The sequence below is a fragment of the Actinoplanes sp. NPDC051411 genome (assembly GCF_040682075.1).
Classification (GTDB): Bacteria; Actinomycetota; Actinomycetes; order Mycobacteriales; family Micromonosporaceae; genus Actinoplanes.
The window spans coordinates 43622-68083 of the sequence record NZ_JBFBAD010000056.1 but is presented as its reverse complement, the minus strand read 5'-3'; the positions used below and the strand labels follow the sequence as shown (position 1 = coordinate 68083).

General features: G+C 70.5%; 24 protein-coding genes. 13 read left to right on the top strand and 11 right to left on the bottom strand.

All coding sequences use genetic code 11. The features are described from left to right. The 3 genes from AB0M88_RS28495 to AB0M88_RS28485 all read right to left on the bottom strand — a co-directional run. Window positions 1–233: SDR family NAD(P)-dependent oxidoreductase (locus AB0M88_RS28495; RefSeq protein ID WP_364107489.1), on the bottom strand; the 233-nt coding region annotated here is incomplete at its 3' end. Beyond that, window positions 230–994: a VC0807 family protein gene (locus AB0M88_RS28490; protein WP_364107487.1), complete on the bottom strand. Its 765-nt coding sequence runs from the start codon at window positions 992–994 to the stop codon at window positions 230–232. The genes AB0M88_RS28495 and AB0M88_RS28490, both read right to left, overlap by 4 nt. Window position 995: 1 nt before the next feature. Beyond that, window positions 996–1595, bottom strand: a complete 600-nt coding sequence (locus tag AB0M88_RS28485) for a TetR/AcrR family transcriptional regulator (protein WP_364107485.1) — start codon at window positions 1593–1595, stop codon at window positions 996–998. 194 nt (window positions 1596–1789) lie between these two features. Here AB0M88_RS28485 and AB0M88_RS28480 point away from each other — a divergent pair, with 194 nt between their 5' ends. Next, on the top strand, window positions 1790–3115 hold the full coding sequence (locus AB0M88_RS28480) for an ammonium transporter (RefSeq protein WP_364107483.1): 1326 nt from the start codon (window positions 1790–1792) through the stop codon (window positions 3113–3115). Window positions 3116–3179: 64 nt separating this feature from the next. Here the strand turns inward: AB0M88_RS28480 and AB0M88_RS28475 are convergent, their stop codons facing one another. Then, on the bottom strand, window positions 3180–4208 hold the full coding sequence (locus tag AB0M88_RS28475; protein ID WP_364107481.1) for an iron-siderophore ABC transporter substrate-binding protein: 1029 nt from the start codon (window positions 4206–4208) through the stop codon (window positions 3180–3182). Between the two features lie 89 nt (window positions 4209–4297). Between AB0M88_RS28475 and AB0M88_RS28470 the strand changes: the two genes are divergently transcribed. The 3 genes from AB0M88_RS28470 to AB0M88_RS28460 are packed head-to-tail and all read left to right on the top strand — an operon-like array spanning window position 4298 to window position 7175. Continuing rightward, window positions 4298–5347, top strand: a complete 1050-nt coding sequence (locus AB0M88_RS28470) for an iron chelate uptake ABC transporter family permease subunit (RefSeq protein ID WP_364107479.1) — start codon at window positions 4298–4300, stop codon at window positions 5345–5347. Next, the gene (locus tag AB0M88_RS28465) at window positions 5344–6369 is read left to right on the top strand and encodes an iron chelate uptake ABC transporter family permease subunit (RefSeq protein ID WP_364107477.1); all 1026 of its coding nucleotides are present in this window, start codon (window positions 5344–5346) and stop codon (window positions 6367–6369) included. Before AB0M88_RS28470 ends, AB0M88_RS28465 begins: the two co-directional genes overlap by 4 nt. Then, window positions 6366–7175, top strand: coding sequence for an ABC transporter ATP-binding protein (locus AB0M88_RS28460; protein WP_364107475.1), 810 nt, complete (start codon window positions 6366–6368; stop codon window positions 7173–7175). Before AB0M88_RS28465 ends, AB0M88_RS28460 begins: the two co-directional genes overlap by 4 nt. A gap of 70 nt (window positions 7176–7245) precedes the next feature. Here AB0M88_RS28460 and AB0M88_RS28455 read toward each other — a convergent pair whose 3' ends face one another. After that, window positions 7246–7827 carry a TIGR03086 family metal-binding protein gene (locus tag AB0M88_RS28455; protein ID WP_364107473.1) on the bottom strand — a complete coding sequence of 194 codons (582 nt, stop codon included), beginning with the start codon at window positions 7825–7827 and terminating at the stop codon, window positions 7246–7248. A 103-nt stretch (window positions 7828–7930) separates the two neighbouring features. Then, window positions 7931–8302, bottom strand: coding sequence for a hypothetical protein (locus tag AB0M88_RS28450; protein WP_364107471.1), 372 nt, complete (start codon window positions 8300–8302; stop codon window positions 7931–7933). 99 nt (window positions 8303–8401) lie between these two features. On the opposite strand from AB0M88_RS28450, the gene AB0M88_RS28445 reads away from it, so the two are divergent. After that, the gene (locus AB0M88_RS28445; RefSeq protein ID WP_364107469.1) at window positions 8402–9253 is read left to right on the top strand and encodes a helix-turn-helix domain-containing protein; all 852 of its coding nucleotides are present in this window, start codon (window positions 8402–8404) and stop codon (window positions 9251–9253) included. A 43-nt stretch (window positions 9254–9296) separates the two neighbouring features. Here AB0M88_RS28445 and rfbD read toward each other — a convergent pair whose 3' ends face one another. Beyond that, the gene (gene rfbD / locus AB0M88_RS28440) at window positions 9297–10130 is read right to left on the bottom strand and encodes a dTDP-4-dehydrorhamnose reductase (protein WP_364107467.1); all 834 of its coding nucleotides are present in this window, start codon (window positions 10128–10130) and stop codon (window positions 9297–9299) included. Beyond that, a complete protein-coding gene (gene rfbB / locus AB0M88_RS28435; RefSeq protein WP_364107465.1) occupies window positions 10130–11107 on the bottom strand; it encodes a dTDP-glucose 4,6-dehydratase in 978 nt (325 codons plus the stop codon). The genes rfbD and rfbB overlap by 1 nt, the downstream gene beginning before the upstream one ends. Before the next feature lie 46 nt (window positions 11108–11153). On the opposite strand from rfbB, the gene rfbA reads away from it, so the two are divergent. The 3 genes from rfbA to AB0M88_RS28420 all read left to right on the top strand — a co-directional run bounded on the left by rfbA (window position 11154) and on the right by AB0M88_RS28420 (window position 14464). Further along, window positions 11154–12038 (top strand): glucose-1-phosphate thymidylyltransferase RfbA, encoded by an 885-nt coding sequence (gene rfbA / locus AB0M88_RS28430; RefSeq protein ID WP_364107463.1) that lies wholly within the window; start codon window positions 11154–11156, stop codon window positions 12036–12038. Continuing rightward, window positions 12035–12631, top strand: coding sequence for a dTDP-4-dehydrorhamnose 3,5-epimerase family protein (locus AB0M88_RS28425; RefSeq protein ID WP_364107461.1), 597 nt, complete (start codon window positions 12035–12037; stop codon window positions 12629–12631). Before rfbA ends, AB0M88_RS28425 begins: the two co-directional genes overlap by 4 nt. A 327-nt stretch (window positions 12632–12958) precedes the next feature. After that, window positions 12959–14464 carry a sugar transferase gene (locus AB0M88_RS28420; protein WP_364107459.1) on the top strand — a complete coding sequence of 502 codons (1506 nt, stop codon included), beginning with the start codon at window positions 12959–12961 and terminating at the stop codon, window positions 14462–14464. 83 nt (window positions 14465–14547) lie between these two features. On the opposite strand, the gene AB0M88_RS28415 is transcribed toward AB0M88_RS28420, so the two are convergent. After that, complete coding sequence (locus tag AB0M88_RS28415) at window positions 14548–15528, bottom strand: glycosyltransferase family 2 protein (protein WP_364107457.1); 981 nt, start codon at window positions 15526–15528, stop codon at window positions 14548–14550. Beyond that, entirely contained in the window at window positions 15525–16181 is a 657-nt protein-coding gene (locus AB0M88_RS28410) for a WecB/TagA/CpsF family glycosyltransferase (RefSeq protein WP_364107455.1), read from the bottom strand. Before AB0M88_RS28410 ends, AB0M88_RS28415 begins: the two co-directional genes overlap by 4 nt. A 307-nt stretch (window positions 16182–16488) precedes the next feature. On the opposite strand from AB0M88_RS28410, the gene AB0M88_RS28405 reads away from it, so the two are divergent. The 5 genes from AB0M88_RS28405 (at window position 16489) to AB0M88_RS28385 (ending at window position 22869) form a co-directional block, all read left to right on the top strand. Beyond that, on the top strand, window positions 16489–17394 hold the full coding sequence (locus tag AB0M88_RS28405) for a glycosyltransferase (RefSeq protein ID WP_364107495.1): 906 nt from the start codon (window positions 16489–16491) through the stop codon (window positions 17392–17394). Between the two features lie 146 nt (window positions 17395–17540). Next, entirely contained in the window at window positions 17541–19028 is a 1488-nt protein-coding gene (locus AB0M88_RS28400; RefSeq protein WP_364107453.1) for a hypothetical protein, read from the top strand. A 312-nt stretch (window positions 19029–19340) separates the two neighbouring features. Beyond that, window positions 19341–20381: an SDR family oxidoreductase gene (locus AB0M88_RS28395; RefSeq protein ID WP_364107451.1), complete on the top strand. Its 1041-nt coding sequence runs from the start codon at window positions 19341–19343 to the stop codon at window positions 20379–20381. Then, the gene (locus tag AB0M88_RS28390) at window positions 20378–21379 is read left to right on the top strand and encodes a hypothetical protein (protein WP_364107449.1); all 1002 of its coding nucleotides are present in this window, start codon (window positions 20378–20380) and stop codon (window positions 21377–21379) included. Before AB0M88_RS28395 ends, AB0M88_RS28390 begins: the two co-directional genes overlap by 4 nt. Before the next feature lie 29 nt (window positions 21380–21408). After that, window positions 21409–22869, top strand: coding sequence for an oligosaccharide flippase family protein (locus tag AB0M88_RS28385; protein ID WP_364107447.1), 1461 nt, complete (start codon window positions 21409–21411; stop codon window positions 22867–22869). Window positions 22870–22965: 96 nt separating this feature from the next. Here AB0M88_RS28385 and AB0M88_RS28380 read toward each other — a convergent pair whose 3' ends face one another. Continuing rightward, the gene (locus tag AB0M88_RS28380; RefSeq protein WP_364107445.1) at window positions 22966–24351 is read right to left on the bottom strand and encodes an O-antigen ligase family protein; all 1386 of its coding nucleotides are present in this window, start codon (window positions 24349–24351) and stop codon (window positions 22966–22968) included. Between the last annotated feature and the right edge of the window lie 111 nt (window positions 24352–24462).

Here is a 24462-nt window from a genome sequence, read left to right as displayed (position 1 = left end):
AGGCGATCGGTGTCGGCGGGGTGGACGTCGTCATCCGGCGCGGTGACCTTGAGGCCTACGGGTTCCGCCCCGGTTTCGTCCCCGGCGGCGCCGCGGCCCGGGACGGGAGCGGGCGCGGCGCGGTCGACGATGGCGACTCGGTAGCCGCGGGCCGCGAGCCGGTGGGCGATGGCGGCGCCGATGCCGCTCGCGCCGCCCGTGACCAGGGCGACCGGGCCGACCGCGGCGGTCATGGGAGCGGTCCGGCGGGCTCGGGCCGGTGCTGCGGGTCGGGCCCGTGCGGGTCAGGCCTGTGCGGGTCGGGCCCGTGCGGGTCGGGCCCGTGCGGGTCGGGTGACGGGTCGCCGGCTCGGTCTCCGGCCGTCGGTGTCGGCTCGAGGATGACGCCGCGGAGGCGGAGGCCGTGGCGGCGCAGGTAGGCGCGGCCGAAAATGCGCTGGACCGCCAGCAGGACCGCCAAGGTGGCGACGAGCAGGGCGGCGTCGAGGGCCGGCACCGAGTCGATCGGGAGGGTCAGCGCGAGCGCCAGGCGGATCGCCGCGTCCAGGAGGCAGCCGAGAGCCCAGACTGCGCTGAGCAGCCACAGCAGGCGGCGGAAGGGTGGGTGACGGTCCCAGTTGTCCTGCCAGACTCGCTGTTTGCCGGGCGGGAGGACGGTCTGGGCGGCGGCGTACAGGAATGGGCGCCGGGCGCGCAGGGTGAACAGCAGGAACAGGCCCAGGGCGGCCATCATCACGGCGCTTCGGACCAGCAGGGCGCGGGGACTGCCGGTGATCAGCGAGGCCGCCACGGTCACGGTCATCACGGCGAGGACGAAGACGCGTACGCCGTCGGGCCGCCGGCGCCCGGCCAGGTCGCGCGCCGCGCCGGCGAGGGGGAGGACCGCCCCGGCCAGCAGGGCGAGCAGTGGGGAGGCGCCGGCCGCGCGCAGACCGTAGAAGACGGCGAGCGGGGCCACCACGTCGAGCAGGAGCGTACGGCTGAGACGGTTCACGTCAGGCCTCCCGGCGGGTCGCGAGCAGGAAGGTGGTGACGACCTCCGCCGCGTACACGGGAAAGCTGAAGTCGGGCTCCTCGCGCAACCGGCGCGCCGCGCCGTCGATCGCCCCGCGGATGATGACCGCCATCGAGCGGACGTCGAAGTCGCGGAACTCGCCCGCCGCCTGCCCTTCGGCGAGGAGCTTCTCGAGCGGGGCGACGCTGACCTCCTGGGCGCCGGTCGGCGTGTAGGGCCGGCCGGTCTCGGTGCGCAGGTGCGGGCCGATCTCGGTGAGCGCGGCGATCTCGGCCGGGTGGTCGCGCAGGAATTCCAGGTTGGCCTCGAGGTACGCCCGCAGGCGCGCGGAAACCGTCGGGGCCGCCCGCATCCGCTCGCCCATGTACGCCGCGCCGGCCGTGAAGACGTGCACCACGATCTCGTGGATCAGCTCGTCCTTGTTCGCGAAGTGGTACGAGATCAGCCGCGGACTGCTCAGGCCGGCCCGCTCGGTGATCTTCGCGAACGTCGCCCCCGCGTATCCCAGCTCGGCGATGGTGTCGATCGCCGCCCGCATGATCTGGGCCCGCCGGGCCTGGTTGGTGAACGTCCGGTCCATCGCTCTCCCCCGATTTATTCGGCTAGATAAGAACCACTATGGCTGACGAAACCGGCCGACCGCAACTCGCTACCGGCGGGTCACGGCCGTAACGCGCCGGAAACAGCGCCTTCGCGGGCGTGAAACGGGAGATGGTGAGGCTGAGGGCTGCGGCAGCGCGGCCGGCCATCCCGTACGGACCCAAAGGGGGTCGCATGTCCGCTGGTGATACCGCCTGGCTGCTGGTCAGCGCCGCGCTCGTGCTGCTGATGGTGCCGGGTCTGGCGCTCTTCTACGGCGGCATGGTGCGGGTCAAGAGCACGCTCAACATGCTGATGATGAGCTTCATCTGCCTGGCCGTGGTGACGGTCGTCTGGGTGCTGTACGGCTATTCGCTGGCCTTCGGGCCGGACGCCGGCGGCGGGCTGATCGGCACCCTGAAGTACGCCGGAATGACCGGGATCGGGCCGCAGAGCCTGACCGGATCGGTGCCGACGCTGGTGTTCGCCGGCTTCCAGCTGATGTTCGCGATCATCACCGCGGCCCTGCTCAGCGGCGCGATCGCCGACCGGGCCAAGTTCGGCACCTGGGTGGCGTTCGTGGCGATCTGGGTGACCGTGGTCTATGCGCCGATCGCCCACTGGGTGTTCACCGCCCACGGCTGGATCGCCGCCCACCTGCACATCCTCGACCTGGCCGGCGGCACCGTGGTCGAGATCAACTCGGGGTCGGCCGGGCTCGCGCTGGCCCTGGTGCTCGGGCCGCGGCTCGGTTTCCGGTCCGATCCGATGCGGCCGCACAGCATGCCGCTGGTCGTGCTCGGGGCGGGGCTGCTCTGGTTCGGCTGGTTCGGGTTCAACGCCGGGTCGGCGCTGGCCGCCAACGGCTCGGCCGGTGTCGCGTTCTTCAACACGCAGGTCGCGGGGGCCGCCGCGGTGGCCGGTTGGCTCCTGGTCGAGCGGATCCGGGACGGCAAGGCGACCACGCTCGGTGCGGCCTCGGGGGCGGTGGCCGGGCTGGTCGCGATCACGCCGTCGTGCGGGTCGGTGAACCCGCTCGGCGCGCTGCTGATCGGGGTCGTCGCGGGCGTGGTCTGCGGTTACATGGTCGGGCTCAAGCACCGGCTGGGCTACGACGACTCGCTCGACGTGGCGGGGGTGCACGGGGTCGGCGGGTTCGTCGGCACGGTGCTGATCGGGCTGCTCGCCACGGCGACGGTCACCGGCGGGCCGCGCGGGCTGCTGTTCGGCGGCGGCGCGGGGCTGCTCGGGCGGCAGGCGCTGGCGGCGGTGACGGTCGCGGCGTACTCGTTCGGGCTGACCTGGGTGATCGCGACGGTGCTCAGGAAGACGGTCGGGTTCCGGGTCGAGCGGGACGACGAGCACGGCGGCCTCGATCTCGCGGTGCACGGCGAAACCGCGTACGACCTGGTGCCGCACGCCGTCGGCGGCGGCCGGACCGCGACCCACCACCCGGCCGGCCGGCATCCTGACGCCGATTTCCCAACGTCCTTCGTTCGTACCGGCCCGGCCGACGAGTAGGTCACGCCGTCGTCGGAGGTCGCCGGGTGATGCCGGGGCGGGGCCGCAGCCCCGCCCCGCCGCTTCAGGACGCTCGCCGCACCTCGGTGGCCGGGCTGCCGTCGGCCGCCGCCGCCAGCTGCGGCACCAGCTTGTCGAGCAGGTACGGCAGGCTGAGCGCGGTCACGAACGAGGTCGCCGCCCCCTCCAACTCGGTGTCGGTGAGGTAGATGTCGCGGCCCTCGGTCTTCACCGCCAGCTTCACGTAGAGCGGGTCGGCCTGGATCTTCGCCTTGTCCTTGACGTAGTCGTCGACCAGCCAGATGAGCACGTCGGTGTCGAGCATGTCGATGCGTTCCCGGCTCAGGTTGGCCCCGAAGTCCTTGCCGGTGACCGCGGCCAGCCCGTCCGGCAGCGTGAAGCCGAGGTCGGTGAGCAGCCGGCCGCGCGCGTCCTGCGGGCCGTAGACGTAGTAGCCCTCGTAGGTGGTCGCCATCAGCGCGGTCTGGCCGGCGAACTCGGGGTGCGCGGCCCTCACCGCCGCGACCTTCGCCTGCACGTCACCGACCACCTTTTCGGCCTGCTGCTTCTTTCCTACCGCGGTGCCCACGATGCGGGTCACGTCCTGCCATGAGGCGCCGAAGTCGAGCGCTTCCGGCGGCTGCGCGACGGTCGGCGCGATCTTCGACAGGGTCTTGTAGTCCGCGGCGGTCAGTCCGGAGTAGAGCCCGAGGATGAGGTCGGGCCGCAGCGCCGCGACCTTCTCGAACTGGATGCCGTCGGTGTCGGTGAGCACCGCCGGCTTGGCCGCGCCGCCCAGTCTGCCGGTCGCCCAGGGCCAGATCGCGCCCGGCTGCTCGCCGAACCACTCGGTGGTGCCGACCGGTACCACGCCGACCGAGAGCAGGGCGTCCTGCTCGACGAGGCCGACCACGACGATGCGCTTCGGCTCCGCCTTGATCGTGGTGCTACCGAACTTGTGGTCGATGGTGACCGGGAACGCCGCGGCGGCCGCACTGCTGCCGGACGCGGACGGCGTCGTGGTGTCGCTGGTCCCGCACGCGGCAAGGACGAGTACGAGTCCCGCTGCCGCAGCGAGGAGGGGTAGCCGCACGGCTGGTCCTTTCTCGGATTCGATAGGTTAGGCTCACCTAACCACACTGAGGCGTACCTAAGTACACCCACCCCATCGGAGAAATAGACGTGACCTCTGGCACCGCCGTACGTCCGGAGCCGCACGCCCCACCCCAGCCGTCGCCTCGCACCACCCGGCGCTGGACCGGGCTCGCCATCGCCACGGCCGCCCTGATCGTCACGGCCGCGCTGAGCATCGCGGTCGGCAGCCGCACGATCGGGCTCGGCACGGTCTGGCACGTGCTGTGGCACGACGACGGCTCGCTCAGCGCGGTGATCGTCCACGAGCTGCGTCTGCCGAGGACGGTGCTCGGCATCGCGGTCGGCGCCGCGCTCGGCCTGGCCGGCACGCTGATGCAGGCGCTCACCCGCAACCCGCTGGCCGAACCGGGCCTGCTCGGCGTCAGCCTGGGTGCCTCGACCGGCGTGGTGCTCGCGATCGCGTTCCTCGGCGTCGGCAGCGCCACCGGCTACGTCTGGTTCGCCTTCGCGGGGGCCGCGCTCACCTCGCTCGCGGTCTTCTTCCTCGGCGGAGCCGGCAAGGCACCGACGCCGGAACGCCAGGTGCTGGCCGGCATCTCGTTCACCTCGGTGCTCGGCGCGATCGTCTGGGCGGTGCTGGTCACCAGACGGGAGACGTTCGACCGCTACCGGCACTGGGACGTCGGCTCGCTCGCCGACCGGGACACCTCGACCATCGTTCAGGTCCTGCCGTTCATCGCGGCCGGCGTGCTGCTCGCGCTGACCCTCGGCCGGCAGCTGAACGCCCTCGGCCTGGGCGACGAGTCGGCCACTTCGATGGGGGCCAGGCCGATCCGGGTCCGGCTGCTCGGCATGCTCGCGATCACGCTGCTGTGCGGGGCCGCGACCGCCGCGTCCGGGCCGATCGGGTTCCTCGGGCTGGCCGTCCCGTACGCGGCCCGGCTGTTCACCGGCTCGGACCACCGCTGGATCCTGGCGTACTCGGTGGTGCTCGGCCCGGTCCTCCTGCTCGCCTCGGACGTGCTCGGCCGGGTGCTGGTCGCTCCGGCCGAGCTGCCGGTCGGCGTGGTCACGGCCTTCCTCGGCGCGCCGCTGTTCATCGCGATCTGTCGCCGGCGCCGGCTGAGTGCCCTGTGAGCCACCTGGCTTCCCGGCGCGGCCGGTTCTCGGTTCGGGTCCACGTGCGTGCGCTGATCGTGTCCGGACTGTTGATCCTGGCCTCGGTAGGCGTTGCCGTGGTCAATCTCTCCAGCGGCGACCTCCCCGTCCCGGTCGGCGCGGTGCTGAAAAGCCTTGTCGGCCAAGGCGACGCGGGCACCGACTTCATCGTCTACGACCTGCGGCTTCCGCGGGTGCTGATCACCCTCTTCGTCGGAGCCGCGCTCGGCCTGAGCGGCGCCATCTTCCAGGGGCTGACCCGCAATCCCTTGGGCAGCCCCGATTTCGTCGGCCTCACGGTCGGCGCGTCCTCGGGCGCGCTCATCGTCATCCTGCTGCTGGGCGGCGGTGGCCTGACGGTCGGTGCCGGGGCGATCCTCGGCTGCCTGACGACCTCGATCACGATCTACCTGCTGGCGTTCCGGCGTGGCGTGCAGCCGTTCCGGTTGGTGCTGATGGGCATCGGCGTATCGGCGCTGCTCGACGCGTTCAACTCGTTCCTCGTCTACCGGGCCCGGCTCGACGAGGCGGTCGAGGCTCAGGTGTGGCTGATCGGCAGCGTCAACGGGCCCGGCTGGACCGAGGTGGCGGTCGTCGGCGTCCTGCTGGCCGTACTGCTGCCGGTGGCGCTCCACTTCGGACGGCACCTCGACATGCTCGCGCTGGGCGACGAGACCGCGCTGCTGCACGGCGTACGCGTCGAGCGCAGCCGGGCCCTCCTGGCCCTCGCCGGCGTGGGCCTGGCCGCCGGGGCGACCGCCGCGGCCGGCCCGGTCTCCTTCGTGGCCCTCGCCGCCGGACCGCTCGCCGCCCGCCTCACCCGCTCGCCTCGCGCCGGACTGCTGCCGGCCACGCTGATGGGCGCCGCGCTGCTCGTGGGGAGCGACTGGCTGGCCCAGCGGGTGCTGCCCGGAAACGACGTGCCGGTCGGCGTGGTCACGGCCGCGCTCGGCGGCCTCTATCTGACCTGGCTGCTGGCCGGACAAGGAGCCAAGCGATGAACGACGGCCGGTTGCGCGGCGACGCCCTCACCCTGGCCTACGACCGCCGGGTGGTGGTCGAGGATCTAGACGTACGCATCACCGACGGCTCGTTCACGGTCGTCGTCGGCCCCAACGCGTGCGGCAAGTCGACGATGCTGCGGTCGCTGGCCCGGGTGCTGAAGCCGCGCTCGGGCGCGGTCTACCTGGACGGGCAGGCGATTTCGTCCTACCCGTCGCGCTTCGTCGCCAAGCAACTGGGCATGCTGCCGCAGTCGCCGATCGTGCCGGCCGGGATCGTGGTCGAGGAGCTGGTGGCGCGAGGCCGCTTCGCCCATCAGCGCCTGCTCCGCCAGTGGTCCCCGGCCGACGAGGCCGCGGTGCGGGACGCGATGAAGCAGACCGAGGTGCTCGACCTGGCCGACCGCTTCGTCGACGAGCTCTCCGGCGGGCAGCGGCAACGGGTCTGGCTCGCGATGGCCCTGGCCCAGCAGACGCCGCTGCTGTTGCTCGACGAGCCGACCACGTTCCTCGACCTGTCCCACCAGCTGGAGGTGCTGGATCTGTGCGCCGAGCTGCACGAGCGGGGCCGCACGATCGTCGCCGTGCTGCACGACCTCAACCACGCGAGCCGCTACGCCACCGAGCTCATCGTGATGAGGGACGGCGCGATCGTCGCCCAGGGCCCACCCTCGTCGGTCATGACCGCGGCGCTGGTCGAGGACGTCTTCTCGATGCCCTGCCGGGTGCTGGACGACCCGGAGACCGGCACCCCGATGATCGTCCCGGCGAGCCGCGCGCGACGGCGGGCCGGCGCAACGGTATGACCTCGCCGCTCGAACACCGGCGGCTGCTGTGGCCGGCCGGGGCGCCCCCGCGCCCCGGCCGCAACGACGATCAGACGGGGCGGCCCAGGAACGCGGCCAGCCGGTCGGCGGGAGTCGCGTCGGCCGGGGCCTCCGCGGCCGGCCCGAAGAAGCCTTCGCCGTCCGGTCCGCGGTAGGCGTCGACGATCTCGACCCGGGCCTGGACGAGCAGTCCGCCCGCGAGTTCGGGGTCGAGCTCGACGTCGTACCCGATGGCCCGCGCGAGATCCCAGCCGTGCGTGAACTGGTCCCGCGCCACCATGTTCATCAGTTCCGCGCCGGAGAACCGGCCGAACGGCAACTCGACCGTCTTCTCGAGCGCGCCGGCGGCCTCGAAGGCGTCCATCGCGACCTTGATGCCGGCGTCGTAGCCGGCCAGGAGGTCGCCGGTCGCCTGGTCGTCGCCGGGCACCTCCAGGGGCGTACCGCTGAGGGCGGAGGCGCCCCACCGGGCCGAACCGATGAAATGGTCGATGAGGCCGCGCACGTCCCACGACGCGCACGGGGTCGCGGCGTCCAACTGGTCGGGTCCGACCTTGGCCAGCACGTCGCGGGTGCTGGCGAAGGCCCGGCTCAACTGCCGGGTGGCCACGGAATCTTTGCTGATCTCCACCGGTTGCGATCCTCTCTCGCGGTTCTGGGCGAATCAGAGCCCACGAGATGTAGACCCGCCGGAACCGGAAAAGTGATCGCCGGCGACCCGGAAAGAACGGCGATCAGACGTCGCGCTCGAGGGTTTGGGCCAGTTCGTCGGGTACGCGCATGCGCCAGGCGTCGGTGACCAGCTCGGTCAGGCGCCCGACCGAGACCACGGCGAGGCGCACCATGACCAGCGGCAGCCCGTCGTAGCCCGGCGTGGTGAAGAACAGGTCGGGCTCGCCGAGCAGCAGCGCCTGCTTCTCGCCCTCGTCGCCGACGTAGAGGACCGCGATGTCGGTGCGGATCACCCGCGGCTTGCCCGGCGTGCGCTCCGGGTACGACCAGACGAAGCCCTTGTTGAGCACCCGGAAGTCGAAGCCGTCACTGTCGATCTCCTCCACCTGCGGGAGGGAGAGCGCCAGCCGGCGTACGTCGTCGGCGTCGGCCATGCGGCGAGGTTACCCTTTCCGCTCCCCGGCGACGGCCGGCGTCCGAGCCGAAGCGCGCCGCTGTTTGATCTCCCCACCGGGTGGACCAGAATGTCAGCCATGACAGGCGACGTACGCGACCGGGTCCTCGGCCTCCTCAGCGCGGGACCGGCCTCCGTGGCCCGCCTCGCGGCCGGGCTCGGTGTTCCCGGCGGCGTCGTCAGCTACGAGCTCAAGCTGCTCGAACGCGACGGCCTGGTCCGCGTCGGCACCACCCGCCGCGAACACGGCGTCCCGACCCCGGTCTGGGTCAGCACGGCCGCGGCCGCTCCCCCGGCCCTGCGGATGCCGGTCCCGATCCCCGGTCTCACCTGGATCGGCGACGAGCCCTACCCGACGCCGCTCTGGACCGTCCCCCAGCCTCACGGCCCGGCGCAGGGTGGGCCTTTCGAAGCCGAGCCCTCCAAGCTCGGTCCCACTGGTCCCACTGGTCCCACCGAGCCCGCCGAACTCCATCCGGCCGGGCTCGATCCGGCCGGGCTCGACCTGACTGTGGAGATCGACCCGGGCTCTGCCACCGGCCTCCCGGCCACCGCCTACACGGGCATCCGCTTCCCCACCCGGCCTCGGCGACCCGCCACCGGCCCCGCGGCGAGCGAGGGCGCCGGCACGCGCGAACCACGCCGGCCCCCCGAAAGCGCGAGCCCGGCGACCGTCGAGCCCGCCGGCGAGAGTCCGCGCCCTCCGAGGCCGCGCCGCTTCGATCCGGAGACGCCTCGCGGGCCGCGCCTGCACGACATGCGCCGGGTCCCGATGGACGACGCGACCTTCTACGAGTTCGCCGAGCGCCTCAGCGCACTGGCCCAGGAGTTCGCCGCCCGGGCCACCCCGGGCTCCCCCGCGGCCGAGGTGACCATCCTGCTCACCCGCCCGGACGGCGACGCCACATCCGGCTACGGATACGGGTCCTAGCGACAGCGACGAAGCATCCGGGAACGGCTCGAAGCGCCCGCCGTCAGTCGCGCAGGACCGGCATCGCCGCGGTCAGCATCTCGCGCCACGGCGGCAGCGGCGGGACGCCCGTCCCGGCCCAGCGGTCGTGCCCGAGCACGCTGTAGGCCGGGCGCCGCGCCGGCCGCACGAACTTGTCGCTCGTCGTCGGCCGCACCCGGGCCGGATCGAGCCCGGCCTCCTCGAACACGGCCCGCGCCAGCCCGAACCACGTCGTCGACCCGCTCGCCGTGCCGTGATAGACGCCGGGCGAGGCCCCGGAGCGGGCCAGCGCCACGATCTGCCCGGCCAGCGCGTAGGACCAGGTCGGCGGTCCGACCTGGTCGTCGACCACGTCCACGGTTTCCCGCGACGCCGCCAGCCGCAGCATGGTGCGCACGAAGTTGGGACCGTGTTCGCCGTACAGCCACGCCGTGCGGACCACGAACCCGCCGGCCGACAACGCGGCCTGCTCACCGATCGCCTTGCCCCGGCCGTAGGCGTTGATCGGCGCCCGCGGCGCCTCCTCGGCGTAGGGCGCGGTGGCCGCGCCGCCGAAAACATAGTCGGTGGAGACCTGGATGAGCCGCTTTCCGGCCGTCTCGGCCAGATTCCGTACGGCGTAGCCGTTGACCGCCGTCGCGGCCGCCTCCTCCGTTTCGGCGCCGTCGACGTTCGTCCACGCGGCCGCGTTGACCACCACGTCGGCCCCGTCGACCGCCGACCGGACCGCCGCCGCGTCGGTGATGTCGAGGTCGTCCCGGCCGGCCGCGACCACGTCGGTCTCGCCGGCCGAGGCCAGCACCGCGCACAGGTCACGGCCGAGCATGCCGCCGGCGCCGGTGATCACCCACCGCATCAGATCGCCGCCCGGGCCTTCAGCGGCTCCCACCAGTCGCGGTTGTCCCGGTACCACTTGACCGTCGCGGCGAGCCCGTCGTCGAGGGTGACCTGCGGCGTGTACCCGAGCTCTTCGCTGATCTTGGTGATGTCGAGCGAGTAGCGGAGGTCGTGACCCTTGCGGTCCTCGACCCGGCGGACCATGTCCCAGTCCGCGCCGCACGCCGCGAGCAGCCGCCCGGTCAGTTCCTTGTTGCTGAGCTCGGTGCCGCCGCCGATGTTGTAGACCTCGCCGGCCCGGCCCTTGTCGAGCGCCAGCTGGATGCCCCGGCAGTGGTCGCTGACGTGCAGCCAGTCGCGGATGTTGCCGCCGTCGCCGTAGAGCGGCACCGGTTCGCCGTCGAGCAGGTTGGTGACGAACAGCGGGATGACCTTCTCCGGGAACTGGTGGTGCCCGTAGTTGTTGGAGCACCGGGTGACCACCACGTCCATGCCGTGGGTGCGGTAGGCGGCCAGGGCCATCAGGTCGGAGCCGGCCTTGGAGGCGGCGTACGGCGAGTTGGGGGCCAGCGGCCAGGTCTCGGTCCACGAGCCCTCGTCGATCGAGCCGTACACCTCGTCGGTGGAGACGTGCAGGAAGCGCCCGACGCCGGCCGCCCGCGCGGCGTCGAGCAGGGTCTGCGTGCCGAGCACGTTGGTCCGCACGAACGGCAGCGCACCGGAGATCGAACGGTCCACATGGGATTCGGCCGCGAAATGGACGATCGCGTCGTGACCGGGAAGCAACTCCCGTAGGAGGGCCGAATCCGAAATGTCTCCCTGAACGAAGCGCAGTCGGGAATCCGTCAATGGAAGGTTCGCGCGATTGCCGGAATAGGACAACAGGTCCAGAACCGTCACGGAGGCCCCCACCGCGGCCGGATATTCGTCCTGCAAGAGGGCCCGGACATAGGCCGATCCGATGAATCCGGCACCGCCGGTCACGAAAATCTGCACGACTGGGCACTCTACCTGCTTTGCCACCCCTGTTTAGGGTTCCCTGGTGCGTGGAATCCTGCTTGCCGGTGGCACCGGCTCCCGCCTCTGGCCCATAACCCTCGCGATGTCGAAGCAGCTGATGCCGATCTTCGACAAGCCGATGATCTACTACCCGCTGACCACCCTCGTGTCGGCCGGGATCCGCGAGGTCCTGGTGATCACGACCCCCGAGGATCAGCCCCACTTCGAGCGACTGCTGGGCGACGGGAGCCGGTTCGGGCTCTCCCTGAGCTACGCCGAACAGCCGAAACCGGACGGGATCGCCCAGGCGTTCCGCATCGGTGCCGATTTCATCGGGGACCAGCCGGTCGCCCTGATCCTCGGCGACAACATCTTCCACGGCGTCGGCCTGGGCCGTCAGCTGACCGACTTCCAGCAGCCGGCCGGCGGGCGCATCTTCGCCTACCCGGTCGCCGACCCGGAGCGCTACGGCGTGGTCGAGTTCGACGCGAACGGCAAGGTCCTCTCGATCGAGGAGAAGCCGGCCCGCCCGAAGTCGACCTACGTCGTGCCGGGCCTCTACTTCTACGACGCCGACGTGGTGCGGATCGCCGAGAAGCTGGAGCCCAGCGCGCGCGGCGAGCTGGAGATCACCGCGGTCAACGAGGAGTACCGCAAGCAGGGCCGCCTCGACGTGACCCCGCTCGACCGGGGCACGGTCTGGCTCGACACCGGCACTTTTCAGTCGATGGTGCAGGCGTCGGAATACGTTCGGGTGATTGAGGAGCGCCAGGGCCTCAAGATCGGATGCGTCGAGGAGGCCGCCTGGCGTAACGGTTTCATCACCGACGACGAGTTGTCGCAGCTAGCGGAGCCGCTCCTGAAAAGTGGGTACGGCGGATACCTCGTGAGACTGCTGAGCACCGGAGAGTACGGTGTTGCTCGATGAAGATCCGCCCGCTCGCCATCCAGGGTGCCTTTGAGGTGACCCCGGTGCAGCACCGTGACCCGCGCGGCACCTTCATGGAGTGGTACCGGTTCGATGCGCTGGCGGCCGCGGTCGGCCATCCGCTCGACCTGGCCCAGGCCAACCTCTCCACCTCGGCCAAGGACGTCGTCCGCGGCGTGCATTTCGCCGACGTGCCGCCCGGGCAGGCGAAATACATCACCTGCGTGTCCGGGGCCGTGCTCGACGTGATCGTCGACCTCCGTGTCGGATCGCCGACGTTCGGCACCTGGGAGTCGGTGCGGCTGGACGACGAGGACCGCCGGGCCATCTACCTCGCCGAGGGTCTCGGCCACGGGTTCTGCGCGCTGACCGAGGGCGCCACGGTGGCCTATCTCTGCTCCAGCACCTACCGTCCGGGCCACGAGCACGGCATCGACCCGCTCGATCCGGAACTGGACATTGCCTGGCCTGTAACCGTCCCACTACTGTCCATCAAGGATGCCGAAGCGCCCTCGCTCGCCGAGGCGCGCTCCAGCGGTCTGCTCCCGGAATACGGAACATGTCTCGCGTACACCGAAGACCTCGATCGATAAAACGGTCGGATGTAATACATTCCCGTTTGTCCACGACCGATTGACCGACGCAGTTCGGTGGGGTATGAGTTTGCCGCCCCGGCGGCAATTCCCACACGTTGTGCTCCGAAGTATGCGGTGCATGGCGTTCGCCCGAATTGAACACCTTGCACCAGCTTGTGAATTGGCATCCTCCGATTCGTCACCCGAGTCGAACGGAAAGATGTAGCGCAAACGAGGGACCATTCAGCAGGATTCCCCGGGTGGGGTCTCCCGGCACGGCCGGGGAGGCCGTTCCCAACCGAGTCCAGCATCATGGTTGGCCGCAGTCGATGACGGAGGCTAGGCGTGCAGACGATCGAGTCAGGGTCGACCGTCGATATCAACCAGAAAAAGCGGCAGCTCAACACCCTCCAGGAGGAGGAGCTCCGCACTACACCGGCCCGTTCCGACTGGCGCGGCAGGTACGCGCTGGGCCTGATCTTCATCGACTGGATCGTGGGTCTGGCCGCCGCGTCGGCCGCCCTCGCCCTGCGATTCCGTGGATCCAACACGGAAACGTTCCTGTTGGACTACCGACTGTTGACGTTGGTATTTCCGCTGCCCTGGATCGCGGTCCTCGCGCTCAATCGGGCCTATGAGTCACGCCACCTTTTCGTCGGCACCGACGAATACGCACGGGTGGTCCGTTCCGGTCTCGGCCTGACCGCCGTCCTGGCCATTATCTCGTTCTCGTTCGACCTCCGCCTGGCCCGCGGTTACGTCATCATCGCGGTTCCCATGGCCACGGTCGTCGATGTGGCGGCACGGTACGTGTTCCGCCAGTTACTGCACCGTGCCTGGTCGCGCGGTGATCGATTGCACCGGGTGATCCTGGTCGGTCATGCGAAGGCGGTCGCCGACATGAGCCGGCGGATGAGACACGAGAGCCACCACGGTCTCGGCATCGTCGGCGCCTGCCTGCCACCGGGCACCCACAGCGAGCCGGCGAAGGGACTGCCACCCATCTACGGCAACTTCGATCAGGTGGCCGCGGCGGTGACCGAGGCCGGCGCCGACACGGTCGTCGTGCTCAGCTGTCCCGAGATCGACGGCGCCGAACTGCGCCGCCTGGCCTGGCAGCTGGAACGCGACGAGATCGACCTGATCGTGGCCAGCACGCTGGTCGACGTGGCCGGCGACCGCACCACGATCCGCCCGGTCGACGGCCTGCCGATGCTGCACGTCGAGCACCCGCGCCTCAAGGGCAGCGCCCGCCTGATCAAGAACGCCTTCGACCGGGTCGGCGCGTTCCTGCTCCTGCTGATGTTCTCGCCCCTGCTGATCGTGGTGGCGATGCTGGTGCGGTTCGGCGCGGGCGGTCGCGGGCCGGCCATCTTCCGGCAGGAACGGGTGGGCAAGGACGGCCGCCCGTTCGTGCTCTACAAGTTCCGCACGATGGTCGTCAACGCCGAGGCCCGGCTGCAGGAGCTGCGCAACCTCAACGACAGCGACGGCGAGCTGTTCAAGATGCGGTCCGATCCCCGGGTCACCCCGGTCGGCCGCTGGCTGCGCCGGCTCTCCCTCGACGAGCTGCCCCAGCTGATGAACGTGCTGAAGGGCGACATGTCGCTGGTCGGGCCGCGCCCGCCGCTGGCCCGCGAGGTGGCCGGCTACCCCGACGACATGCGCCGGCGCCTGGTCGTCAAGCCGGGCCTGACCGGTCTCTGGCAGGTCTCCGGCCGCTCCGACCTGTCGTGGGAGGATTCGATCCGCCTCGACCTGACGTACGTCGAGAACTGGTCGCTCGCCATGGACGTGGCGATCCTGGCCCGCACGGTCAGCGCGGTCATGCGGAGCTCCGGCGCGTACTGAAAAAGGCTCGCGCGTACGGAAAAGAGCAGGAAGAAGCCCTCGGTGCCGAGCACCGAGGGCTTTCTGGTTCGGGCGATCGGCCGTCAGGCCGACGGCGTCATCGCGTCGAGCGCGCTGTGCGGAGGGCGCGGCTCGTCGACCGCGGGCCAGCCGGCCGACCAGGTCCGGCGCTCACGCCACACGGCCGGCCAGTCGACGCCACGCGACCGCTCCCGGCCCAGAACCGTCTTGCCGGCGGCCCGCAGGCCGACCCCGGCTTTCATGAGCGTGAGGGCGAGCTGAGCGCGCGGGCGCGACCAGTGCCGCCGGACGTAGGTGGCCTTGCCGCGCAGAATCTTGATGCGCTGGCCCTCCGAGCTCGACGACGCCCCGCCGACGTGGACGACCGCCGCGCCGGGGACCACGACCGGCCGGGCGCCGAGCGCGGCCGCCCGGGCGCACAGGTCGATGTCGTCGCTGTAGAGGAAGAACACCGGGTCGAAACCGCCGAGCTGGTTGAACAGCTGGCGGTCGACGAGCATGCAGCACCCGGACACCGCGGGCACCTCGCGCACCGTGCGCCGGTCGTAGCCGGGCAGGTCCTCCGGGTTGAGCCAGGAGCTGTTCGGGAAGGCGGTCGACAGCCCGGTGGCGAAACCGAGGTAGCCGCGCAGGCTGGGCAGCCCCCAGCAGCAGTACATGTCGTCGGTGCCGTCGGCGTGCAGCGTGCGGCCGGTGTAGATGCCGTGCTCGGGGTGCTGCCGCGCGAACCGGGCCAGCTCGGCGACCGGGTGGCCGGCCGGAGCCGCGTCCGGGTTGAGGAACAGCACGTGCCGGCCGGAGCTCGCGACGACGCCCCGGTTGATGGCCCGGCCCCAGCCCACGTTGACGGGCAGCCGGATCAGCCGGACCTCGGGGAACCGTTCGGCGATCGCGTCGGCCGACCCGTCGGCCGAGGCGTTGTCGACGACGACGACGTCGAAGCTGATGTCGTCGGTGCGGCTGTCGAGCAGCTGCCCCAGGCAGCGCAGGGTCAGCTCGACGGTGTTGTACGAGACGATGACGACCGAGACGTCCGGGCTCACCGGGTTCCTCCGTTGCGGCTCAGCCGGGCGCGGGCACTGCCGGCGAGCAGGCCCAGGGCGTACGGCGCGTCATCGACGAGGTAGCGGCGGACCAGCCGCCGGGGCTCCAGGAGCAGCCGGTGCACCCATTCCAGGCCGCTGTGCTGCATCCAGCCGGGCGCCCGGGAGTGCACGCCGGCCACGAAGCCGATCGCCGCACCGCAGCCCATGAACCAGGTCTGCGGCAGCCGGGGGCGCAGCCGCGCGATGACCCGTTCCTGTTTCGGGAAGCCGAAGCCGACGAAGACCAGGTCGGGCGCGGCGCTGACGACGGCGTCGCACACCGCGTCGTATTCCTCGGCGCGGGTGTCGAACCCGAACGACGGGCTGAGGTGCCCGACCAGTTTGATGTCCGGGAACCGCTCGCGCAGCTTCTCCTCGGCCATCTCGGCGGTGCCCGGCTCGCCGCCGAGCAGGTAGACCGAGCGGCCGGCGCCGGCCATCCCGGCCGAGAGGCTCCAGATCAGGTCGGAGCCGGGGACCCGGGCCGGCAGCGCGGTGCCGGCGATCTTGCTCGCCCAGATGAGCGGCTTGCCGTCGGCCACGACGATCGACGACGCGTCGAGGTGGGCGCGGGCCTCCGGGTCGCGGGCGACCCGGTGGAGGATGTCCACATTGGGCGTGATGATCTGTCCACCGCGCCCAGCCGACAATTCCGCCAGAACCAGGTCTACTACTTCATTTTCCTCAAGTGGGTCAAATCCGACACCACCCATTATTACCCGATTTGGCCGTCCGACAACGGTTTCCGGCCCGCCCTTTGATACCTGCACACCGAGCAACCTACCGACACCGGGCCACCGGACAAGAGAACGAATGGACGCCGCCACTGTCGTCTACGGGATAGCTGCTCGTACTTTCGACCGGTTGTGAGAGTTCCGATCCGGACGGAAGTATCGCAGGGTGCAGATCAGCGTCATCATGCCGGCTTTCAACGAGGAAGCCGGAATCGCCAGTACGTTGCGCGCTTTGACTGAATCGCACGGATTCGGTCCGGATCTGGAGATCATTGTCGCTGCCAACGGATGCACCGACCGCACCGCCGAGGTGGCCCGCTCCTTCGGCGTGCGGGTAGCGGAGATCACCACTCCGTCCAAGACCGCGGCGCTCAACGCGGGCGACGAACTCGCCACCGGCGACGTACGGATCTACATGGACGCCGACGTCCCGGCCGACGTGAGCCTGATCCGGGCGCTGGCCGGCGCCGTCGCGCGGCCGGGCATCGAAGCCGCCGTGCCGCGCCTGGAGTCCGACGCGTCGGCGAGTACCTGGCCGGTCCGCTCCTATTACCGCATCAACGCGCGGCTGCCGGTGTTCCGCGGCCGGCTGTTCGGGCGCGGCATCATCGCGCTGTCCGGCACGGCGCGCGCCCGCTTCAAGCGGTTCCCGGAACTCACCGCCGACGACATGTTCCTGGACGCGATCGTGGAGGCGGACGAGAAGGCGGAGATCCCGCAGTCGATCCGGGTCGTCGCCCCGCGCACCATGAACAATCTGGTACGCCGGGTCGCCCGCGCCCGCGACGGCAACGACGAGTTCTGGCGGTTCGTCGAGTCCGCGCCGCCGGAATACGACCTGAACCGCGATCCCGTTCCGGGTTCCAGTGCGACATCGTGGATGCGCGACGTCGTGCTGCGCGCGCCGTGGCTGATGCCGTCGGCGGTCGTCTACGTGTCGGTGGTTCTGCGGGCCGAGCGCAAGCGGCGCTCGCCGGACTGGGACGTCCGTTCCGGCTGGGGCAGCCGCAGCACCGCACCGGCCACGGTTCCCGCACCGCGCGGCGCCGCCGACCAGGCCGTCCCGTCGGAGCCGGCCGTCCGCGATTAGTCATTCGCACGACGAAATGGATCTCGGCAGTTCTTGCGAGGGATTCTCCATAACCGTCGGCGCTTTGCGCCGGGTGGATAGGGTCAGCCGGGTGTCCGCTTTCCCAGGGACGGCGACGCGCCGGCCACCGAGGGGGGAAATAGCAGGTGGAAAGCCAGGAATTGTCCGGCAAAGAACCTGACGGCCGGGATGTGCGCCCGGGGCGGCGTCGCCGGAGGATCCTCATCACCAGCGTCGCCACACTTGCCGTGCTGGTGCTGGGCGGCTCGGTCGCCGCATATGCGATCAATTCCGGGTCGGATACCTTTTCCTTCTTCGGCAAGACCGATGTCTCCGGCACCCAGACGCCGGGCTCCGGCCAGAAAGGCGCCGCCGGCCCCTCCGCCAAGGCGAAGGGCGCGCCCAAGCAGAGCATCGCTCCTCCGGCCGACGTCGCCGCGCTCAATCTGCCGCGCATCCCCTGGGACGGCGGCCCCGCCTACTACTCGAAGTTCCCCAAGGCGGCCAACGCCGGCTGGACCGATCCGAACTTCTTCCCGATCGGCGTCTGGTACGAGAGCGTGCTCAGCCAGGACGACATCGACAAGGACAAGGCGGCCGGCCTCAACACGTACGTGGAGCTCACCGACGACTCCGACATGGGCCTGATCAATAGCAACGGCATGCACGCGATGACCTCGAAGGTCCACAAGGGCAGCGGCGGCGAGACCATCGGCTGGCTCGTCAACGACGAGGTCGACATGTGGGGCGGCGCCGGCACGAGCACCTGGAACGGGAAGTTCCCCGAGGCGGGCATCCCTTGCACCTCGGGCAAGTACGACTGCGGCTACGACGCGATGAAGAAGCTGACCGCCGCACTCCCGTCCGGCGACGGCCGCTTCCTGTACGCGAACTACGGCAAGGGCGTCATGTTCTGGCAGGAGGACGCCGACGCGAGCAGGTTCGTGAACAGCTACACGTCGGTGACGTCCAACGACGAGTACTGGTACACCGACCCGGATCTCTGTGAGGGCTCCGAGGGGCCGACCATCGGCATCAGGACGACCGCCGCCTGCCGCCGGGCCGCCAACTACGGCCGCACGATGGACAAGATGCGCCGGCTCGACGCGCTGGACGGCAAGCTTCAGGCGATCTACGCGTTCGTCGAGGTGGGCCACCCGTTCACCGACGCGAAGGCACCGACCATCACCGCCGACCAGATCGGCGGCGCGGTGATGAACTCGCTGATCCACGAGGCGCGCGGCATCCTCTACTTCAACCACAACTTCAGCGGGTCCTGCATCAGCCAGCACGTGCTGCGCGACCAGTGCGGCAAGGCGGTCCGCCCGGCGGTGTCCGAACTGGACCGCCACATCACCAGCCTGGCGCCGGTGCTCAACACCGAGTCGTACAAGTGGCAGTTCAACAAGCAGCTCGACACCATGCTCAAGGCGCACGACGGGTCGTACTACATCTTCGCGATGCCGGGCCGCACCGGCGGCACCGGGAAGCAGCGGCTGACCCTGCCCAAGGGTGTCGCGGGCTCCTCGGCCGAGGTGATGTTCGAGAACCGGTCCGTACCGATCAGCAACGGCGCGATCACGGACAGCTTCGCCAAGGAATACTCCTACCACATTTACAAGATCACCCCGTGACGGCGGCCGCCGGCCGGGCACCCAAGTTTGTCCGAACGGCGGCGCCCACCTGTAGGTCCGTCGCTCCCTGGTCGGCCTCCGGTCACAACCGTCCCGTGACCCTTCAGGCGGTCCCGCGCTCACGTCTAAAATCTGCCTGCCCTGACCCGCCGATCCACCGCTCGAGCCCGAGACGGCAATCCGACCACGGAAGTGGTCGTTCGTGCGGTTGTGCCGACCGGAACCGCCGTCAACCCTGTTTGTGTCCGCCGACGACCTCGGCCGCTGCGTAACATCCGTGCGCCTGCGGGCGCCAGCACCCAGGAGTACTGCATGCGAGTTCTCGTAACCGGCCACGAGGGTTACCTCGGAAGTGTGCTGGTACCCCGCCTGCTCGACGCCGGTCACGAGGTCTTGGGCCTCGATGTCGGCCTGTTCGCGGACGGCACGATCGGGCCGGTGCCCGAGGACGTTCCGGCGCTGCGGGTCGACCTGCGGGACGTGACCGCCGAACATCTGGCCGAGGTCGCCCCCGACGCGGTGATGCACCTGGCCGCGCTGTGCAACGACCCGCTGGGCGACCTCGACCCCGAACTCACGTACGACGTGAACCACCGCTCGACGATCCGGCTCGCCCAGGCGGCCAAGGACGCCGGGGTCACCCGGTTCCTGTTCTCCTCCTCGTGCAGCCTCTACGGCGCCGGCACCGACGACCGGCCGCTCGACGAGAACGCGGACTTCGCGCCGCTCACGCCGTACGGCGAGTCGAAGATCCTCTCCGAGCAGGACCTGGTCAAGCTGGCCGGCGACGACTTCTCGCCGATCTTCCTGCGCAACGCGACCGCGTACGGCTTCTCGCCGCGCCTGCGCGGCGACCTGGTGGTCAACGACCTGGTCGGGCACGCGCTGCTGGCCGGCAAGGTGGGCCTGCGCAGCAACGGCATGGCCTGGCGCCCGCTCGTCCACGCCGACGACATCGCCTCGGCCTTCATCGCGCTGCTCGAGGCGCCCCGCGAGACGGTGCACGCGCGGCCGTTCAACGTCGGCCACTCCGACGAGAACTACCTGATCCGCGACGTCGCCGAGCTGGTCCGCGACGTGGTCGGCGGCGAGGTGACGTTCGCCGAGGGCGCGGGCGCCGACGCCCGCAACTACCGCGTCTCGTGCGACCGGATCGCCGCCGAGGTGCCCGGTTTCAAGCCACAGTGGACGGTCCGTAAGGGCATCGAGCAGCTGGCGGAGCAATACCAGAAGTACGGCCTGACGCTCGAGGACCTGTTCGGCGAGCGCCACCAGCGACTGAAGAAGATCAACGCCCTGCACGCGGCCGGCCGCATCGGCTCCGACCTGCGCTGGACGGGACGGGCCTCATGACCTCAGCGGTGAACGCCGCCCTCGACCTGAGGGTGGGTGACGTTGTCGAGGTCCGCGGCCCGGCCGAGATCCTCGCCACCCTGGACGAGAACGGCGAGCTCGACGCGATGCCGTTCATGCCGGAGATGCTCAAGTACTGCGGCAAGCGGCTGACCGTCGGCAAGGTCGCCCACAAGGCCTGCGACACGATCAACCGCAGCGGCATCCACAAGCTGGAGAACGCCGTCCACCTGGCCGGCGTCCGCTGCGGCGGCGAGGAACACGGCGGCTGCCAGGCCACCTGCCTCATCTACTGGAAACACGCGTGGCTGCGCAAGGTCGAGCCGGGCACCCCGGCCGACGTGCCGGTCCCCGAATCCGGCGCGCCCCAGCTGCTGCCGCTGCTGACCATCACCAGCCGCCGGCCGGACGCCGAGGACGGCAGCCCCCGCTACCGCTGCCAGGCCACCGAGATGCTGCGGTCGACCCCGCGGCCGCTCCCCCTGCTCACCCTGAGCCAGTACACCGACGACGTGCGCTCCGGCAACGTCGGCGTGTTCCGGACCGCCGCGACATTCCTGGTCGGGCTCTACAACCGTCTCCAGGACGTGGCACCCCGGGGCCTGCGGCTCAAGGGCGGCAAGCACTGGGGTGACCTGGTCGGCCGGGCCACCGGCAAGACCCCGACCGGCGTCACCGGCATCCAGCCGGGCGACCTGGTGCGGGTCAAGTCCCGCGCCGAGATCGAGCTGACCCTCAACCCCGAGCTGCTCAACCGGGGCATGGGCTTCGACTCCGAGATGGCCCGCTTCTGCGGTCGCACCGCGCGGGTGGCCCGCCGGGTCGATCACATCATCGACGAGCACAGTGGCAAGATGCTGGTCATGCGCTCGCCCTGCCTCGTGCTCGAAGACATCATCTGTGAGGGCGTGCTCCACGCGAACTGCCCTCGCTCGATCACGCCGTACTGGCGTGAGATCTGGCTCGAAAAGGTAACGGAACCGGCGGGAGAGCAGTGACGAGCGAGGCGGCGATAACGGAACCCGTCGTGGGCGAGTCGCTCGGGCGCCGAGCCGGTCGTGGCCTCCGCTGGAGTCTGCTCGGCACCATGGTCACCAAGGTCGGCTCGTTCGCGATGGGCCTGGCCCTGGCCCGGATTCTGGCCCCGGCCGACTTCGGGGTCTACGCGATCGCGATGGCGGCCACCACCGTGCTCATGCACATCAACGACGGCGGCCTGATCGCCGCCACCGTGCAGTGGCGGGGCAAGCTCGAGGAGATGGCGCCCACCGCGGCCACCATGGCGATGGGCATGGCGTTCGGCCTCTACGGCCTGTTCTACGTGACGGCGCCGTTCTTCGCCGAGGCGGCCGGCAACCGGTCGGCGGTCGGCGTCGTGCGGCTGCTCGCCCTGGTCATCGTCATCGACGGGGTCACCGCGGTCCGCAGCGGCTCCCTCATGCGCAACTTCCAGCAGGGCAAGCTGGTGACCGCCAACTCGGTCGGCCTGGTGGCCAACGCGGCGCTGGCGATCAGCCTGGCCGTCGGCGGCGCCGGGCCGTACAGCTTCGCCTGGGGTCAGGTCGCCGGCGCGGCGGTCACCGGCGTGCTGGTCTTCTACTACGGCGACGTGCCCTTCCGCTACGGCCTGGATCGCGCGATCGCCCGCAAGCTGCTGGTCTTCGGCGTGCCCCTGGCGGTCAGCCTGGGCGTCGAGGCGATCGTCACCAACGCCCAGTTCACGATCATCGGTCACCTCACCGGTCCGGTCCTGGTCGGTTTCTACCTGCTCGCGTTCAACGTGGCGAGCTGGGCCCAGACCACGCTCGGCCAGGCCGTCCGGTACGTCTCGGTGGCCGGTTTCTCCCGGCTGTCGGAGCGGGACGGCGACGCGCTGTCGAACGGCGTACTGCGCACGATGCCGTTGCTGGTGACCGTGATGGCACCGATCATCGCGCTCACCGCGGTGCTGGCCACCCCGCTGGTCACGCTGCTCTACGGCGACCGCTGGGCGCCGGCCGCCTCGGTCCTGCAGATCCTGGTCGGGCTCACCCTGGTGCGCATGGCCACCGGGATGTGCACCGACGTGCTGACCGCGGCCGGCGCGACCCGGGCCACGCTGTGGCTCAACGTGGGCTGGGCCGTCGTGCTCTTCCCGGCCCTGTGGTTCGCCACCAAGGCCGGTGCCATCCACGGCGCGGCCCTGGCCCAGACCGGTGTGGGGCTGCTCGTGGCGGTGCCGCTCACGGCGGTCGCGCTCCGCCGCAGCAAGGTCGCGCTGCGGCCGCTCGCGCTGGCCATGGTCCGCCCGCTGTGTGCGGGCGTGCTGGCCGGCGCGGCCGCCTGGGTGGCGGTGCACTTCGCCGGCGGCCCCTACCCGTTCTTCCAGTTGCTGGTCGGCGGCGTCGTCGGCCTCCTGGTCTACGTCCCGGCCGCGATCCCGCGCGACCAGATGAAGCAGTGGGTGGCCCTGATTCGCCGCCAGCCGGCTCCGGCCGAGGCCGCCTGAGTCCTCCCGTACGGAGAAGGCCCCGAGTCCGGAGAGACGGACTCGGGGCCTTTTCCGTACGGCCGGACTCAGCGGCGCAGACTCGGAGGCGCGGACTCAGAGGCGGTGGTTCAGCGTCCGGGTGGCCGAGGTACGCACGACCCGCGCCGGGTGGGTCAGCCGCCACACCGTGCCGCACATCCCGATGGTCAGGGCGAGCGTGGTGGCGAAGGTCAGGAACGACAGCGAGTCGAACGTCGCCGCCACGACCAGCCCCATCACCTGCGTCGAGATCAGCGCCGCGCACAGGTGCTTCACCTCGCGGTTGGGCGCCCGCCGCATCGCCATCCAGGCCAGCGCGATCGCGGTGAGGTGCAGGGCGGCGTACGCCACCGTGCCGACGATGCCGTTGGCCAGCAGGTTGTCCAGCCACTGGTTGTCCATGATCTGGTACTGCGGGGACACCCAGGTGCCGGTGCCGCGGCCCAGCCACGGGCGCTCGGAGATGTAGCGGAACGCCAGCGGGTAGCGCTCGTACCGCGCGGTGATGGACGAGTTGTCGGTCGGGTTGTCGAACAGTTGGTACAGCGTGCGGACCAGGCCCGGCTTGGCGGCCATGGCGGCGGCGACGACCGCGGCGACGCAGGCGCCGATGTTGTACCGCATGCGCCACGTCCACAGTGGCATCAGCACCAGGAACATGACCCCCTCGGCCAGGATGCCGGTGCGGGAGATCGTCGAGGCGATGCCGGCCGCGATGACGACCGTCGCGACAACCGCCATCCAGCGCTGCTTGGAGCGGCTGAAGATGGCGAAGTGGAAGGCGAACGGCAGGATCAGCGCGAGGTAGGCCGCCATCTCGATGTAGTGGGAGGTCGTGCTCGCCACCCGGACGCCGGCGCCGCGGTCCTCCAGAACCGGGATCCAGCCCTTCTCCTGCAGCCCGGGAACCAGCAGATAGCCGCTGAGGTCGCGCCCGACCAGGTATTCGACGACGCCGAACGCGGCGACGAAGGTGGCCGAGGCCACCAGCACCTTGAGCAGCGTCCGCAGCCGGATCCAGTTGGGCAGGCCGTCGGCCGCGGTCAGCACGGCACCGCCGAAGACGCACAGGTAGAGCATGGCCCGGTCGGCGGCGTTCGCCTCCATCGACGTCAGGCCGCGCAGATATCCGACTGCGTACCCGATGAGAAGAACGCCGAAGTAGCCGATGAAGGCCCACCGGATGGGCTGAGGGCCGGTCATCACCAGGCGTGGGCTGAACCGCGTGCAGATCCACCAGAAGAACAGCAGGAAGCCGACGATCAGGGACGGCCGGCCGAGGTCGGTGGCCCCGGGCAGGACCAGCCGGGCCGGGATGATCGCGATCAGGATGAACATGAGGCTGAGCAGCACGGCCGCGTCTATGTACGTCGGTCGGCGGCGTGACGTGTATGTCCGCTCGTACAGCAGGGACGGTTCCAGGTCGGCCGGGTCGGCCAGACCGATCACGCTCGTCGTCACGTCGTTTCACACACCCTGTTCCGAGGACGTTTCCCGCCGGCAGGCGGCCGCGGGCACCCGGGGAAGAGCCCCGCAGCATTGGACCACGCACTCTCCGGCCCGACTACAGTA